The sequence below is a fragment of the Mycobacterium intermedium genome (assembly GCF_002086275.1).
In the GTDB taxonomy this organism is placed as follows: domain Bacteria; phylum Actinomycetota; class Actinomycetes; order Mycobacteriales; family Mycobacteriaceae; genus Mycobacterium; species Mycobacterium intermedium.
Genome location: NZ_MVHT01000020.1, coordinates 1 through 15346, shown reverse-complemented (window position 1 = coordinate 15346; position 15346 = coordinate 1). Strand labels below are relative to the sequence as shown.

The following is a 15346-nucleotide window of genomic DNA, read 5'->3' as shown; positions in this document are numbered from 1 at the left end:
ATTCCGCTCGACAGCGGGCTTTGCCAGAATGGCATCACCACGGGGGAAGCCGCGTTGCTTCGAAGGCCCGGGCGGGAGAGAAACTCACCAGCACACTTGCGTCGAGGTTCGCCATTCATCCCGCCCTGGCTATTCGTTGACGCGGCGGAGAGGATGTACCCATGCGAACTGCACGAATAGGCGCAGCGTTGCTCGCTGCGACAAGCGCGGTAGGGATCGGGGTAGGGGCCATGGTCTGGGCACCGTCGACCACGTCGTGGACCGCCGGGCCGGCTAGGACGACCATTGCCGCGCCCGCTCCGATTGCTACGACGCACCCCGCGGACCCGGCGCTTGCGGCCGAGCCCGGCCTGCTCGGCGCCGACCTGGCCGCCGATGAGCAGACGCTGCGCGATCCGGGGGCATCGGAGGCCGCGCGGTCAGCGGCGGCCCACCGTCAGCAAGTGGCGTACCGCACCATCGGACGTCACCCCGAGTGGGACGCGATGGTGCGATCGAAGATCCCGGCGCAGCTGCAGGGCTTCTATGACCTCAACATCGACGCGCGGCGTCACCTCACCGCGCTGGGTGGGGGCGGTGCAAAGGACACCTTGCCCGCGTGGCACATCGTGCCGCCCACGCCCGCCGATGAGCTGCTGGGTGACTACCGCGCCGCGGAGGCGGCGACGGGCGTGGGCTGGAACTACCTAGCCGCGATCAACTTCGTCGAAACCGCGTTCGGCCGTATCAACGGGGTGAGCACGGCGGGTGCGCAAGGCCCGATGCAGTTCCTGCCGTCCACGTTCGCCGGCTACGGCAACGGCGGCGACATCAACTCGCCGCACGACAGCATCATCGCCGCGGGCCGAATGTTGGCCGCCAACGGCTTCGCCAGCAACCCCGACCAAGCCATCTACGCTTACAACCACTCAAGCCACTATGTTGCCGCCGTCAATGACTACGCCGCAGCGATGGCCAACGATCCGGCCGCGTTCGGCGACTATCACCGCTGGGACGTCTACTACGTCACGAGCTCTGGTGACGTCCTTTTGCCCGTCGGATACTATGCGGCACAACGGATTCCAGTTTCCGAGTATCTGGCGACCCACCCGCAGTGAGTAATCCGGACTCCAGCCGGGTCGTCGAATTCGTCAACAAAGTCCTTGCCGCAGGGGTTAGTGGGTTCGGGCCCTACAAATCGGCGACCGAAGTGGCCGAAGAACTGCGCGCCGAGTATGACGACCCTGAAGCCGCGATCGCTCGCCTGATCGAGAAGCATCGGGTACGGGTGGCGTCCTCCGGATTCGCCTCGGGCGTAGCCGGGTTCGCGACTCTCACCGTCGCACTTCCGGCAGACGTGACCGCGTTTCACATGCTGTGTGCCCGGATGTCGGCCGCAATTGCGGTGCTGCGCGGTTACGACCTCGACGCGGAGGAAGTCCGGACCGCGATCCTGGTCTCGCTGTTGGGCCGCGGGGCGGCCAAGGTACTCAGCGATGTCGGGGTGGAGATCGGTACCGCTGTACCTTCCCTGCGCGAGTTGTCGAAGAAAAACCTGCTGAAACTCGAGATGAAGGTGGGGCGCAGGCTAATCCGGAAGTTCGCGACCAAAGGTCCGGTGAGGTTGATCAGGGGTATCCCCGTGGTCGGTGGCGGCGTCGGCGCCGGCATGAATGCGGTTGCTCTTAACCGAATTGCCAAGGCGGCCAAGGAAATCTTCGTGCCGGTCAACTAGGGGGACCCAGTATCGATGAGGGCCATCCTCGTCGGGTGCCAGCAAGAATTGGTTAATTTGCGTCGGGCGGGTCACCCTCAAGTTGGCGGATGTAGCGTTCAGCGAACTCAACGGTCTTGGCGTGGCCTAACGTCACACCGAGTGTCTCTTCGATAGCCAGTACACCGGTCACGCTGCGCATCAACGTCATCACCACTTCGGGTGGCACTTCATCTGGAGGGATTCCGTAGCCCTCGAGAATGCCTGACAAAGCTTTGATTTGCTCGTCGCGTAGCAACTCAACGTATCGCGCAAGCTCGTCTTTCAGGGCTTTGCGGCGGTTGGCGAGAGCGATGAACTCAATGCCAAAAACGATCACCCGTGTGTCGGTGCCCATACGCCACAGGGCCCATAGCGGTTTGTCCGTCTTGAGCGCCTGGCGTTGAAGTTCGAGTCCTTGATCGGCGCGCCGTCGAAGGACCTCGAGGAACAGGCCGTCCATGGTGCCGAAGTGGTACGGGACCAACTGCGACCTCAGGCCAGCTTTCTTCGCGACGTTACGACCCGTGACGGCAGAGTAGCCGTCCTCCAGCAGCAATCGCTCGGCGGCGTCGAGAAGCAGCTGACGGGTCTTCGCGTCCGGCGACCCAATTCTTCGCGGCGATGCCACCCACTTGCTCGATTCGTGCGACCGGCCTGATCTCGGCTGTCATCCTAAGCCATCTTGAACGAGGAGCTCGCCTTGGCTAGTGTTAAGCAGGTGCTTAACTCACCAGCTTAAAGGGTTTTTGTGTCGACTGGGCCTCCGTTTCGACCCAAGCCCTCGCCTGGACACGCGGTCAGCACTACATCGGCAGCGATGGACAAGGAGTTACGCCATTGAGTTCGTCGTTTGGGTACGGAGTTCACAGTTGTCTCGATGCGGCGCTGGCCAGGCTGGAAAGTCGAATCGCGTTGGAAATGTTGCTCGATTTCATGCCTCGGTATTAAGTCGAGCGAGTCAGCATGCGTCGCGTGCAAGGACATTCGCACTCCGTTGTTGCGTCTTAACGCGAAGGGAGCTTCACCACACATGACAACGAATACCTCAATGAATGTTCATTTCGACCCGTATGACGCCTCGCTGACTGTCGATCCCTATCCGACGTATAAACGGTTGCGCGATGAAGCGCCGCTGTACCGAAACGACCAATATGACTTTTTCGCGCTCAGCCGCTTCGCCGACGTGGAAAAGGGTCTCCGCGAGCACGAGACGTTCAGCTCAGCGCGGGGGAACGTGCTTGAAGTGATCAAAGCAGGGATGGAAATTCCGTCAGGTCTCATTGTCATGGACGACCCGCCCCGTCAAACCATCCACCGAAAATTGTTGTCGCGCATGTTCACACCGCGCAAGATCGCGCAACTAGAACCGATGATCCGTGGATATTGCGTGCGCAGCTTGGACGCTCTGGTCGGTGCGGGTGGATTCGACTTCGTCGCTGACCTGGGCGCGCAGATGCCGATGCGCGTGATCGGAATGCTGCTGGGCATTCCCGAGGAACGGCAGGAAGTCGGGAGAGACCGTGTGTACGCGACGGTCAACGCTCAGAGCGGTAGCGGGATGTCGCTCCCGACGGCGGGTTTCCTCGACGACGAGTTCATCGAGGAATACGTTGACTGGCGCGCAGAAAACCCGTCCGACGACATCGTCACGGAACTTCTCAACGTGGAATTCGAGGACGAAACCGGAACTCGACGACGGCTAGATCGAGCGGAAATACTCGCTTATGTTGCGCTCCTCCAAGTGGCAGGCAACGAAACAACCACCAAGCTCATCGGATGGGCTGGCAAGATACTGGCCGAAAACCCCGATCAGCGCGCACAACTCGTCGCCAATCCCTCGCTGATCCCCGACGCGGTCGAGGAAATCCTCCGCCTGGAAACACCCGCACCCCGTGTGGCTCGATATGTCACGCGCGACGTCGAGTACTACGACCAGATCGTGCCTCAGGGCAGCATCATGATGTTCCTGATCGGTGCCGCCAACCACGATCACCGGCAATTCCCACCCGACGGCGACAGTTTCGACATCCACCGTCGCGGCAGGACCCACATCAGCTTCGCCGCAGGCGCACATTTCTGCCTGGGTGCCGCCCTGGCGCGTTTGGAAGGCAGGATCGCCTTGGAGGAGCTGCTGATTCGTTTCCCGGAATGGGACATCGACCTGTCGAAGGCCGTAATGTCACCCTCGTCAACCGTGCGCGGTTGGGAGACAATGCCGGCCATCATCCCCACGTAGTCGTCAGCCCGACCGCCGACGGGTTTCTTTGAGGTGTGCGGAGCTGCGGGTGACGTACCAGGTGGCCAGCGGACGCGCCAGCCGAAGCAACGGCAACAGCATGCCGAAATCCTCCTGCATGTCCGCCAATTGATCACTGAGTCGACGCTTCTGATACTGCAACAGGCGCTGGCTCTCGGCGGTGTCCACCCAGTCGCCGAAGAAGCGAGGGGGCGTCGCCTGCACGTAGGCGTCGACCGGAATGGGGCCAATGCCAATCGCATCCATCAGTGTATTGGTGAATTCGTAGTAGGTCATTTGGCACTCGGGGCCGCCGGCGACGTACAACGTCTTCCCAACCGTCTCCGCGCAATCCACCGCGCGTGCAAATGCCACACCCGCATCGGCAGGATGGAGAAACTCACACCGCGCATCGGGGCTGAATTCAAACATGATGCTGGGATCCACCGCCTGCAGGTGGATCGGCGACACCGCCGCGAGTCGCAGGATGCTCCAATGGAGCTGCGATTGCCGGATGGCTTGCTCGCAGGCCACCTTGTGCCGGCCGTACTCGTCCGTGGGATTCGTTGGCATGTCGACACGCAGCGGCGGCTCCCGATCCTGCACATCACCGCAAACACCCACTGATGACGCGAAGATCAGCCGTTTGGCCGTGGGCGAACTTTCCATCTGCGCAATCAGATTGAGTGTTCCGTCAAGATTGACCTTCCGCGCGAGTTCGGGTGCCCGCTCGGAGTAGGGAGGAATGATTGCCGCCAGGTGGATTACCGCATCCACGTCCGACAGCGCAGCGCGAACCGAATGAGGCTGGGTGATATCGCCCCACACCACGCGGACATGCCCATCGAGTTTGGCTGCGAGCTTGCGCGCCCTACGAGACGAGATGTCGAACGCGACGACGTCATGTCCTTCATCGAGCAACGCCGTCAAGGTCGAATGGCCGATGTTGCCCATCGCGCCGGTCAGCAATACCTTCAATGTTTCATCCTCGCAGTGGTATCGGGGCGGCAAGTTCGCGCAGCGACGACAGGAACAGCTCGTCCATCCGTGGGCTCAGCTCCGCCAGTGTCGCTCCGCAGGCATACCCCGCGGAGCCGAAGACGCGTTCGAGTTCGTCGGTTGCTGTGGCAGCGCCGATCGAAAGACACAGGCAGGCAACACCGTCGGAGCGGAGTTCTTCGAGGGATTTGCGGGCGTCAGCCTCGGCATACCGCCCCTCATAGCCATGGTCATACGGGAATCCATCGGACAGCACGAGCAGCAGTCGGTTCGGCGTTCCCGCCTGGGTTTTGAGAATCTCTCCGGCGCCGCGGATCGCCGCGCCAAGCCGCGTATAGCTCGACGGTTGCAGCTGGTTGAGTCGGGCTCGCTCGAGAGCGCCGAAGCGTCGTTCGAATGGTTTGATCGCAGGTAGTTGGACCGCATGCCGGCCGTCGGACCGGAACGCATAGACAGCGACGCGATCGCCGAGGTCTTCTAGCGTAGCGGCCAACGTCGCAGCCGCCCGGCGTTGATGGTCATGGACAGCGAGGCCGTTCGGGTCGGTGTCAGTAGCCGACCCAGAGGCGTCGACCAGTATGAGGACGCCTAGGTTACGTGCGAGTTTGCGGCGTTCAGAGTAGACGTGTTCGGGTGGTGAGTAGCCCGACCGCAGATCGACGACCAAGTCGATGAGCGCTTCGACATCAAGCTCGTCGCCGTCGGGGCGGGCGCGTAACACCTTGGGGCCGAGCCCGATACGTGACAGCCGTTGTCGCAGCACATCATCGTGCGGGACGTCGGCGGCGGAAATCTCAGCCGACATCGTCAGCGGAAAGTCGACGACTCGGCACCACTGGGGTCGGTACCGGTTGCCGTGGACGTCCCACTCCGGATACAAGGCGCCGCCTACGCCGACGGCAGCAGCGGGGTTGGTGGTGCCGGCGAAATGGATGCGGGTGGGCAGGGGCCGGGCGTGCGCTCCAACCGCGCGTGCGCGCCGGACGGATCGAACCGGCAACTCGGCGCCGGCCGCGCTGGGACGGGTGGAGCCCGAACCGCCAAGCAACTTGCGGAGGAAGTCAGAAATTCCCTGTGGTCCCAACGGGATCTGAAAGAGCTTGAGTATCTTACTTTCCCGAGGCGTCTCGTCTTCGTCGTCGTCCGGCGTATCGCCGGACGCAAACTTCACCGACAAGTCGGTGTTTCGTGGCCGCGTTCCGGCGGACGGCGCAGCGGATGACAACAACTGCGACGGTCTGATGACACCGAACCAATCGGGAGGATCCGGGACTTTGCCTCGGCTCCTGGCCATTTCGAGCGATTCTTCCGCACTTGTAGTAGACACGGTCAGCCCGGACGACAGGCCAGCGGCCAACGGAAGGGTATCCGTGAGCGCGGCAAGCACGCGAGAACCCTCAAGCGCGAGGTAGCGCCGCGCCACCGAAGGACGAACCCGCAACGCCTTTACCAGCCGCGGGTTTAGACTTCCCGCGCCGAGCAGCGCGCTCTGCACCAACATTTCGCGGCGCCACTCGACGACGGAGCGGCCCGCCGATACGTAGATCACTCGGCCGTTGGTGTGCGCGGCAACACCAGGCGGTGCCTCGGCAACGTCCACAGACTGACCCGCAACAAAGGTGGCGAGCAGCCGCAACTCCGATGCGGTCACGTCGGGGGTAGCACGGCGTCGGCGAGTTCACCCAGGGCACGGACGATTTCGCGGTCATCGGAGAGCGCCCGCACTATTGCCGCCTGCACAGCAGTACGCAGGGTAAGGCCTTCCGCGACAAGTCCGCCGGCGAGAATCAACAGCCGGGTCGAGGCCACTTCGCGCAACGGTGAGCCGTCCAGACTTCGGATGGCGTTGCCGAGCTTGACCAGAGGACGCGCAGTCTCGACTGCGATGCCCGCTTCATGGGCAACGATCTCCGTTTCGATCTCGACGGGCGGGAAGTCCAGTTCGATGGCGACGAATCGCTGCCGGGTCGACTCCTTGATGTTCTTCAGCACGCTCTGGTAGCCGGGGTTGTAGGAGATCACCAGCTGAAAGCCTTGTGCTGCGGTTAATGTCGCGCCGAGCCGGTCTATCGACAACTCACGACGATGATCGGCGAGCGGATGGATGACCACCGTGGTGTCTTGGCGCGCCTCCACCACCTCGTCCAGATAGCAGATGGCGCCCTCGCGCACGGCTCGTGTCAGCGGCCCATCCACCCAAACCGTCTCGCCGCCCTTCAGCAAGAAGCGTCCGACCAAATCCGCCGAGGTCATGTCCTCGTGGCCGGCGACGGTAATCAGATCGCGTCCGAGCTCGTGGGCCATGGCCTCGACAAAGCGGGTTTTCCCGCATCCCGTCGGGCCCTTCAAAAGTACTGGCAGTCCGCGACGCGCCGCGGCCCGGAACACGTCCACCTCATCGCCGACAGCCCGGTAGAACGGTGCCTCGCAATCCGTCAACCTATTTGCCCCGTTCAGAGGGGGGTTCGAATGGGACGGTGTTGGGCAGCTCGGCACCCTCCGGAAGGACGAACTTTCCGTCGGAATCAACGAAGCCGGACCGTTTGGTCGGTATCGGGATGACGGGGTGGGGACATGGCTTATTCGTCCCGTCGCCGCAGATGCCTCCGTTGAAGTACGACCGCTTCATTTGGTCTTCGGGCCAGGGATCGGCATGCATCCCGAGCCATTGAGCGGGGACGTTGTAGAAGACGAAGAAGCAGGCGCTCACGGCGGCGAAGACGGCCAGGAAGCGGGTCAACTGCTGCCGGGCGAAGCCGCCTCGGACTTGGTCCAGCCCGCGCTCGACGACCGTGCGGCCGCGATCGTCGGTGAAGTAGCGCAGACAGCACAACGCCGCCTGGACACCGCCCCACATCAGACCTTCGTAGACCGGCCATTGGTAATAGGTGCCGGCGTTCACCGAGACCGCCCTGATGGCGCCGGGGTAGGTGTAGAACCCGATCGGCAGCAGGACCAGACCCTCCATGACGAAATCGAAGACGAACGCGATGGCGTAGGTCACGGCGATGAGTCGCAGGTTGCTGATGTTGGGCCACTTCGCCTTGATGCGGCGCATGACCCAGCAGCCGGCCATGGTGATCAGCAGAACGCCGTACGCGTAGCCTGGCACGTTCGTCAGCAGCGGCTCGGCAACCTGGTGACCCGGCTCCTCCGGCGATACCCAGCCGGGAATGTGCGACGACCACGAGCCCCGGTTGAACAACCAGGTGTTGTACGTACACCAGGTGTTGAAGTAATTCAGCAGCGGATCCTGAAAGAACATCAGCCCGATGGAGACCACAAGAATGCCATCGAGGGTGATCCGCCGCTCCCGGCGCCAGGGCCGCACGAAGAACCACCACACGGCGAACGGCAGGCCCGCCCACAGCACGATCGCGTTGGCCATCAAGGGGATCTTCATGTACAGCGGCGGATCGTTCGGCCCGCCGGGCACCCGCTCGAAATATGGCCCGGTGATCCACCGTACCCATACATAGACCTGCAGAACCAGCACCGCGGCGCCAACGGCGGCCCAAATCCGAACCGGCTTCACCGGTGGCTGAGCACCGAGATCGACGGGCGCATCCTTGCTCAACAGTTCGCTCACGACAAACGTCTCCTTTGGCACCCCGACTGCCGGGAATATACCAACCAGTATCTGGCTGAACAACGAGACTCTCAGATTCTGTGGCACAATCAGCCGCATGGTGGAGCGCTGGACCAGGGAGCGGCGCCTAGAGCACACGCGCTCGCTCCTACTGGACGCCGCGGAGGACGTCTTCGCCGAAAAAGGCTTCACCTCAGCAACTCTCGACGACATCGCCTACGCCGCCGGGTATACGAAGGGCGCCATCTACAAGCACTTCACCACCAAGGAGGACCTCTTCCTGGCGGTCAGTGACCGGTACTGGCGGCGCTACTTCGACAACTTCGCCGAGGTCATGTCGTCCGCGCGGCACATCGGAGCGCGCGAGCTCGACGAGATCGCCAAGCGGTGGCGCCAACTGAGCCGGGATCGCGGTGCCGAGCACGCGGCGTTGGGGCACGAGTTCACCCTTTATCTGCTTCGTAATCCCGAGGCTCGAAACCGGGTGGCCGCCAAGAGATCAGAGGTCGTCGATGCCCTGGCGAAGTTCATCAACGAGGGCATGAACCGGCTCGGCGGAACCCTGTTGATCCCGCCCGTGACCTTCGCGCAACTGCTCATCGCCACCAGTGATTCCGTCGTGCTGGGCAGTGAACTCGACGACGTCGACCTCTACCGGCCAATCCTGGAAATGTACGTTTCGGCCATCAAGCTGCCCTAACGCCGACTCAAAACGGGCGTTATTGGGTACTAGTCCCACATGCATTGCCCCGACACGATCATCGAGATCCATCGTGAACGCGTCCAGGATCAGACGGCCGGCATCTTCAGCGGCGACAAGTACACGGAGTCCGTCGACGGTCCCGGCTACTCCGCGACGGCCACTCTGGACCTCACGCTGGATCGCGTCTGGTTCATCTTCGATTCGCATCAGCGGCTATGGCAAGAAGAGACCGACGACGGTGAATTGCGCGATCCGTTACGCCATTTCGCGATCGACCTGGTGGTCTTCAACTCGAAAATCGTGATCGACTCGGTCAGCTGTATCCCGCTGGTCAAGCTGCCGCCGGTGACCATAACGATCCCGGACGGTCCCCGTGCCGGCGAATCACGCGAGATCGCGTACAACGAGATACCGCTGTTCGGACGGTTGACGCTGCACGATCAACTCGAGCCACACGAAACAGAACCGGGCAGGCAGACCATCGCGCTGAACTTTCACAAGCAGGATGCTCCCGTGTTGGTGGCCGCCAGGCTGGGGGAAGAGGGGGACAAGTACACCCCGCGATTGTTCGGTCCGAACATCGAGCGCCGCTCCGATGGGAGCACCGTGTTCACCGGACAAACCCCGATGATCACCTGGGAACTCGACCACGCCGAGGCGCACTGGATTACACACAGCATCGCCGGCCAGCTGATGGTGGGCCTGGAACGGCTGCAGCATCCCACCATCTCCGACGAAGAGGCGAGAATCAGGATGCTCGACTCGCTGGCCGCCCAAATTGCCGATGCGGTCCGTCCGAAAATGGCCGACATGGGTGACGGCGGCATCGTCGACATCCTTCCGGAGACGTTGCCCGTCGATCCCGAAGCGGACGACGACAGCTCGTTCAAGGATCTCGATGCCATCGTGCATCGCTTCGAGGTCGAATCCCCACAGGAGACCGTCACGCACGAGTCTCTGGTGGTGCAGCTTCAAACACTGCGCGAACTCCCGGCCGGCGAAGGACTGCCCGCATCGATCCTGGCCGAAAACCCACGTGAGAAGGCCGGTTTGGCCGTCACTGGCTTCAGCATCCTGCGGCAGGTTCGAGACACGGTGATGAACAACTTCGGACTGAACGAAGACGACTTCGACGCCGATGCGCCGTGTCTGCTGAATGGCCCGAAGACCATCAGCATCGGCGGGGAAGAGCGCAGCCTCGACGCTCTGGACGCCGATATCGTGCCCCGAACCGGCGACGGCAAGCTCGTCATCGACGGCACCGTGAGCGCCGACACCACGCTCTACGACTTCAAGGCCAATTTCAAGGTGATCTACGAGATGGTCCTTGACGACATACCCCGCGACCCGCAGGGCAAGGAGAAGGCGCGGGCCGGCACCTTAGAAACTATAGAAACCCTAGAGCGGGCCCTCGCCGTCGCCGGCGAAAAGAGGCGCGCCGGTGAGCTGAGCGACGAGGGCTACGAGGCGGAAGTCAAACGGGTGAACGACCGATTCGACGAGTTGCCCAGAACCGTGGGGGTGCGACCAACGCAGAACCCCCCGGAGCCCGACGTGAATGCAGATTTCAACCTGACTTTGGCCGGCAAGGCCGCAACCGCGGCCGGTGCCACGGCCGTGATGAGCCTGCTGGCGTTGCCGGTCACCTGGGCGGTGGGCGCAGGGGTGGGAGCCAGTGCGGGAAGTGTCCTCACGCTGGCGATCGTGCAGTACTTCAGCACGTTGTTGACGATCGACTGGTTCGGCGCCGGGATTGGGTCGCGCCAAGTCAAGAAGTCGCTGAACGACCGCCCAGAGGGAACTTTGTTGCCTCCCATAGGCATTCCAGTTGCCGTCGATCTCAACCGGCAGCGTCTCGCCGTGTACTTCCGCGAACTGCCGGCCAAACTGTGGGTCAGTTGCGTCACGGCTGAGGCAACAGGTGACGAGGAAGATGGAAACGACACTGGCCCAGTGGCGGACCACAACAGGATCCGCTTCGTCGGTGGGCGTTGGCCAAACGATGGCCAGCCCTGGAAGCTTTCCAACGACGACGCAGTGCTGTACGTCGATTCCGGGGAACTGCAGCTTCTGGTGACACCGGACAACGCCGTCGGCAGTGAGCTCAACATCGGCGTCGTCACCGACACGGATGGACAAGGCCATCTGCATATCGAAGGCGAAGGATCCGACGCGCTGCATCGACTTCCACCGTGCGACAACTCGGCTGAGGAGTCCGCATAGTGCGATTAATCGTTGCGGTGTAGAAAGCCGTGCAGAGTCGCCTGGACGAGTTCCTCGACGATCGCCTCGCGCGAGGGCTGCGGTTCGCCGAAGTACGTCGACCGCAACGCGACCATGCCGACGATCATCGCCACCGTGGAGTGCGCGGGTAGATCTGGCTGGCTCGACCGAAATCCACGCAGCTGCATGCCTTCCGCGCTGATCCGGCCCAGCAATGCGAGCGCTTGCTTGATGTCGGCGATCCCCGTGGCGGCGAGTTCCTCGGGGCTCAAGCCTTCCGACGCCAACAGCGTCAGCAGCAAGCCGCGGTGCTCCACCAGCACGTCATAAAGCCGTCCGATGAAAAGTCGGGCCAATTCTTCTTCCTCGGTCTCCTCGGGGATGACCGATTGCCACGTCTGCGCGAACTCTTCGACGAAGCTCGTGAACGGAAGCACCAGCGCCTCGCGAAACAGCCCAGCTTTTGAGCCGAAGTTACGGAAAAGCAGGTACTCGCTGACGCCGGCGGCCTCGGCGATTTCGCGTGTCGTCGTGCTGCGGTAGTCGCGCCGGGCGAACAGCTCGCGAGCAGCGTCGAGCAGCAGTCGGCGCGGTTCGCCACGCGGCCGGCGCAGCGGTTGAGCGGACGGCGGCATGGTCATTCACGATAGCGTCCTTGACCTCCGACTTAGAATAGTGTCCACTATTAATCCGTGGGAAGAGGTGTGGCATGAACATGGGAGCCGTCATCATGCTGGGCACCCTGTTCGGGTTGATGGCATTGATATTCGCCTTGGTCTACTACCTCGATCCGGAAGCCCGTGGCGGCGATCGTGACACGCCGCGGGAAGGGAGGAGTCGATGAGCACGGAGATGACGCCGTTACTAACCGGCGCGGTCATCTTCGGTTGGAGTAGCGGCATCGCGTTCACCGCGGCGGGTGTGTATCTGAGCATTCGCCAACGTCGCGTGCATCCGCTACTGCTGCTGTGCATCTCGGCAATCTCGTTCTCCTGGATCGAGGCGCCCTACGACTGGGCGATGTACGCGCAGTTCCCGCCCGCGCTGCCCCGGATGCCCTCGTGGTGGCCGTTGAACATGACCTGGGGTGGGCTGCCGTCGTCGGTCCCCGTCGGGTACATCGGCTATTTCGTGCTGCCCGCCGTCATCGGCGCAGCGCTCGGCAACAAGGTAGCCGCTCGGTTCGGTTGGCGCCGTCCGTTCACGCTCCTCACGGTGGGCTTCATCGTCGGATTTTGCTGGGCTTTCGTGTTCAACGCCTTCCTCGGCGCGCGGCTAGGGGTCTTCTACTACGCCTACGTGATTCCCGGACTAGCCGTCTTCGAGGGCACCAAGCACCAGTACCCGATCTACGACTCCATCGCGTTGGGCGTGCAGATGATGGTGTTCGCCTATCTGCTCGGGCGAACGGATTCCTTCGGCCGCAACGTCATTGAGATGTGGGCGGAATCGAAGACGAAGAGCCGGGTCAAGTCGACCGCGCTGTCCATCGGTGCAGTCATTTTGATCGGGAACCTCCTCTACGGCGCCGTCTTTGCGCCGCACCTGATAACCATGCTGGGCGGTTACGTGACTTCGGGATCCAACGAGCAGTTATTCCCTGGCGTACCGAATCAACCGCATTAGGGCAGATCATTGATACAGACCACAGAGCTCTACTACGACCCGTTCGACTATGCGATCGACGACGATCCATACCCGGTGTGGAAGCGAATGCGGGCCGAGGCGCCGCTGTACTTCAACGAGAAATACCGCTTCTACGCGCTGAGCCGTTACGACGATGTGGCTCCGGCACTTCATGATTGGCAGACGTATCGGTCGGGACGAGGCACTACGGCCGACATCTTGTTCAGCGGTATCGAAGTGCCGCCGGGAATTCTGCTGTTCGAAGACCCTCCGCTGCATGACCTGCATCGAAGACTGTTGTCGCGAGTGTTCACGCCGCGCCGGATGTTGGCGGTCGAAGACCTGGTGCGCGAATTCTGCTCTCGCGCATTGGATCCGCTGCGTGACCAGGACGGGTTCGATTTCGTCGTCGATTTGGGGGCGATCATGCCGATGCGCACTATCGGCTATCTGCTGGGGATCCCCGAAGAGGAGCAACAGTCGATTCGCGACCGTAATGACAAGGCCATTACCGTCGGTGCGGAACACGGCGACATCAGCGCCACGATCTTCCAGGATTCGATCGCTCTGTTCGCCGACTACATCGAGTGGCGTTCCAAGCACCCGTCCGATGACTTGATGACGGAACTGCTCAACGCCGAGGTCGAGGAACAAGATGGAACCCGGCGCCGGCTCGACCGCACCGAAGTTCTCGCCTACACGGCGATGATCGCCGGTGCCGGCAACGAAACCACCGCTCGCCTCATCGGTTTCATGGGCCAGCTACTCGGCGAACATCCCGACCAACGACACGAACTCGTCGCCGATCCGTCGTTGATTCCCTCCGCTGTGGAGGAAACGCTGCGCTACGAGCCTCCATCGCCGGTGCAGGCGCGTTACGTCGCGGCGGACGTCGAATTGTACGGGCAGACGGTGACTGAGGGTTCCTACATGTTGCTGCTCAACGGATCTGCCAATCGTGACGAAACCAAATTCACCGAACCCGATCGCTACGACATCCACCGCAAGGGCGGACATCTGAGTTTCGGCCAGGGCCTGCACTTCTGCCTCGGCTCCGCCTTGGCGCGCCTCGAAGGGCGCGTCGCGTTTGAAGAAGTCCTCAAACGATGGACCGACTGGGAGGTCGACTACGACAACGCGCGCCGGGCACGGACATCCAGCGTGCGGGGTTGGGCACAGCTGCCGGTCAAGACTGGGTAGCCAGTTTCCTGTTGAGAAACTGCAAGGGCGTGGAACTGAGTGCCTCACTCAGCCATTCAATCAAGTCGGATTGTCCCGCCTAGCAGAAATGCGCTCCTAACACTTGCCATGGCCACAGTGCGCCCACCAAGAGGAACGCCGCGACCTCCGAACCTGCGGGGAGTCTGGTTCGCAACGAGGCATCGAGCGTCTGCACCGGTTCGCCTTGGAAGAAGGCCCACACCAGGCCAATTGTGGCGTAGATACACACCACCCATAGCGAGAACTCGACCATCGCCTCGACGCTGACGCGGTGACTGAGCACCCGGCGCACCAAGCGGGCGCTCATACCAGCGCTCGCTTCGTGCGGACGCGCCGTCGCACGTCGGCGAGTAACAGATAGCTACCCCCCTGACGGATGAATATCGGTATGAACCTGTTGACGAGTGCCACCACCCGGAACAGCAATTCGAACAGGTACTGACGAAAGTTGCTCCACCGCAACCCCATCGCCTCACGGAAGACCGGTGCGAGGAAACCGGTGGTCAAGAACTTCACCAACGGCCGAAACGGTATGCCGATCAAGGGGTTGATCATCCGCAGGTTGATCAGATCCTGCAGGTAGCGACGGACCGTCTCGTCCATGGAGACCCGCTCGCAGGCCTCGGCCCAGTACGTGTCGAATTCCTGACGGGTGGGCGGCCATTGATCCTCGGTGACCTGCAACGTGGTGCCCAGCGTCCATGCCGAGCGGTAGAACTGTTCGGACTGTTCGGGTGTCATCTCCCCGCGCAGCAGTTGGTAGGTGTCTTCGAGGCCGACGAAAAGGCACGCGGCCACCCACATCTGAAGCTCACGGTCGAACGCGTTGTACTTCACGGGACTATCGGCGGTCGACTTGACGTGCTTGTGCGAGCCATTGACCGCCTCGCGGAACGCGGCACGATCTTCGGGTGTTCCGAGGATCGCGACCGCTAAGCCTGAATCCACCGATCGACCCTGCGGTGGCGGGCTGAGATCTTGATCTTGATACCGGCTGGTGGTGGGCATGATGGG

Annotated in this window: 16 protein-coding genes; 8 read left to right on the top strand and 8 right to left on the bottom strand. The window is 62.3% G+C overall.

Annotated features, from left to right (window positions below; genetic code table 11):
• Positions 1 to 161 precede the first annotated feature (161 nt).
• Positions 162 to 1097: a lytic transglycosylase domain-containing protein gene (locus BST27_RS09680; RefSeq protein ID WP_069420157.1), complete on the top strand. Its 936-nt coding sequence runs from the start codon at positions 162 to 164 to the stop codon at positions 1095 to 1097.
• Positions 1094 to 1714, top strand: a complete 621-nt coding sequence (locus BST27_RS09675; protein ID WP_069420156.1) for an EcsC family protein — start codon at positions 1094 to 1096, stop codon at positions 1712 to 1714. Before BST27_RS09680 ends, BST27_RS09675 begins: the two co-directional genes overlap by 4 nt.
• A 52-nt stretch (positions 1715 to 1766) precedes the next feature.
• Here the strand turns inward: BST27_RS09675 and BST27_RS09670 are convergent, their stop codons facing one another.
• Positions 1767 to 2363: a TetR/AcrR family transcriptional regulator gene (locus BST27_RS09670; RefSeq protein WP_069420155.1), complete on the bottom strand. Its 597-nt coding sequence runs from the start codon at positions 2361 to 2363 to the stop codon at positions 1767 to 1769.
• A gap of 402 nt (positions 2364 to 2765) precedes the next feature.
• On the opposite strand from BST27_RS09670, the gene BST27_RS09665 reads away from it, so the two are divergent.
• Complete coding sequence (locus BST27_RS09665) at positions 2766 to 3971, top strand: cytochrome P450 (protein WP_069420154.1); 1206 nt, start codon at positions 2766 to 2768, stop codon at positions 3969 to 3971.
• Positions 3972 to 3974: 3 nt separating this feature from the next.
• Here BST27_RS09665 and BST27_RS09660 read toward each other — a convergent pair whose 3' ends face one another.
• From BST27_RS09660 to BST27_RS09645, 4 genes are read right to left on the bottom strand one after another with little or no spacing between them, the layout of a single operon-like run.
• A complete protein-coding gene (locus BST27_RS09660; RefSeq protein WP_069420153.1) occupies positions 3975 to 4940 on the bottom strand; it encodes an NAD-dependent epimerase/dehydratase family protein in 966 nt (321 codons plus the stop codon).
• Positions 4941 to 4953: 13 nt separating this feature from the next.
• Positions 4954 to 6621, bottom strand: coding sequence for a nitric oxide reductase activation protein NorD (locus BST27_RS09655; protein ID WP_069420152.1), 1668 nt, complete (start codon positions 6619 to 6621; stop codon positions 4954 to 4956).
• A complete protein-coding gene (locus BST27_RS09650) occupies positions 6618 to 7409 on the bottom strand; it encodes a CbbQ/NirQ/NorQ/GpvN family protein (protein WP_232007320.1) in 792 nt (263 codons plus the stop codon). Before BST27_RS09650 ends, BST27_RS09655 begins: the two co-directional genes overlap by 4 nt.
• Position 7410: 1 nt before the next feature.
• Positions 7411 to 8550, bottom strand: coding sequence for a spirocyclase AveC family protein (locus BST27_RS09645; protein ID WP_232007323.1), 1140 nt, complete (start codon positions 8548 to 8550; stop codon positions 7411 to 7413).
• A 106-nt stretch (positions 8551 to 8656) separates the two neighbouring features.
• Between BST27_RS09645 and BST27_RS09640 the strand changes: the two genes are divergently transcribed.
• Positions 8657 to 9259 (top strand): TetR/AcrR family transcriptional regulator, encoded by a 603-nt coding sequence (locus BST27_RS09640; RefSeq protein ID WP_069420151.1) that lies wholly within the window; start codon positions 8657 to 8659, stop codon positions 9257 to 9259.
• 39 nt (positions 9260 to 9298) lie between these two features.
• A complete protein-coding gene (locus tag BST27_RS09635; protein ID WP_069420150.1) occupies positions 9299 to 11485 on the top strand; it encodes a hypothetical protein in 2187 nt (728 codons plus the stop codon).
• A gap of 5 nt (positions 11486 to 11490) precedes the next feature.
• Here BST27_RS09635 and BST27_RS09630 read toward each other — a convergent pair whose 3' ends face one another.
• Entirely contained in the window at positions 11491 to 12126 is a 636-nt protein-coding gene (locus tag BST27_RS09630) for a TetR/AcrR family transcriptional regulator (protein WP_069420149.1), read from the bottom strand.
• Positions 12127 to 12194: 68 nt separating this feature from the next.
• Here BST27_RS09630 and BST27_RS34465 point away from each other — a divergent pair, with 68 nt between their 5' ends.
• Genes BST27_RS34465 through BST27_RS09620 form a run of 3 tightly spaced genes read left to right on the top strand, consistent with a single transcriptional unit; the run spans position 12195 to position 14311 of the window.
• Positions 12195 to 12329 carry a hypothetical protein gene (locus BST27_RS34465; RefSeq protein WP_264000795.1) on the top strand — a complete coding sequence of 45 codons (135 nt, stop codon included), beginning with the start codon at positions 12195 to 12197 and terminating at the stop codon, positions 12327 to 12329.
• Positions 12326 to 13111 (top strand): spirocyclase AveC family protein, encoded by a 786-nt coding sequence (locus BST27_RS09625; RefSeq protein WP_069420148.1) that lies wholly within the window; start codon positions 12326 to 12328, stop codon positions 13109 to 13111. The genes BST27_RS34465 and BST27_RS09625 overlap by 4 nt, the downstream gene beginning before the upstream one ends.
• 9 nt (positions 13112 to 13120) lie before the next feature.
• Positions 13121 to 14311, top strand: coding sequence for a cytochrome P450 (locus BST27_RS09620; RefSeq protein WP_069420147.1), 1191 nt, complete (start codon positions 13121 to 13123; stop codon positions 14309 to 14311).
• Positions 14312 to 14390: 79 nt separating this feature from the next.
• Here the strand turns inward: BST27_RS09620 and BST27_RS09615 are convergent, their stop codons facing one another.
• Positions 14391 to 14639: a hypothetical protein gene (locus BST27_RS09615; RefSeq protein ID WP_069420146.1), complete on the bottom strand. Its 249-nt coding sequence runs from the start codon at positions 14637 to 14639 to the stop codon at positions 14391 to 14393.
• Positions 14636 to 15346: oxygenase MpaB family protein (locus tag BST27_RS09610; protein WP_139805083.1), on the bottom strand; the 711-nt coding region annotated here is incomplete at its 5' end. The genes BST27_RS09610 and BST27_RS09615, both read right to left, overlap by 4 nt.

Bases quoted from the DNA above. Each gene is read 5' to 3' on its own strand.
- BST27_RS09680 (WP_069420157.1), top strand. From the start codon at position 162: ATGCGAACTGCACGAATAGGCGCAGCGTTGCTCGCTGCGACAAGCGCG.
- BST27_RS09665 (WP_069420154.1), top strand. From the start codon at position 2,766: ATGACAACGAATACCTCAATGAATGTTCATTTCGACCCGTATGACGCC.
- BST27_RS09640 (WP_069420151.1), top strand. From the start codon at position 8,657: ATGGTGGAGCGCTGGACCAGGGAGCGGCGCCTAGAGCACACGCGCTCG.
- BST27_RS09635 (WP_069420150.1), top strand. From the start codon at position 9,299: ATGCATTGCCCCGACACGATCATCGAGATCCATCGTGAACGCGTCCAG.
- BST27_RS09630 (WP_069420149.1), bottom strand. From the start codon at position 12,126: ATGACCATGCCGCCGTCCGCTCAACCGCTGCGCCGGCCGCGTGGCGAA.
- BST27_RS34465 (WP_264000795.1), top strand. From the start codon at position 12,195: ATGAACATGGGAGCCGTCATCATGCTGGGCACCCTGTTCGGGTTGATG.
- BST27_RS09625 (WP_069420148.1), top strand. From the start codon at position 12,326: ATGAGCACGGAGATGACGCCGTTACTAACCGGCGCGGTCATCTTCGGT.
- BST27_RS09615 (WP_069420146.1), bottom strand. From the start codon at position 14,639: ATGAGCGCCCGCTTGGTGCGCCGGGTGCTCAGTCACCGCGTCAGCGTC.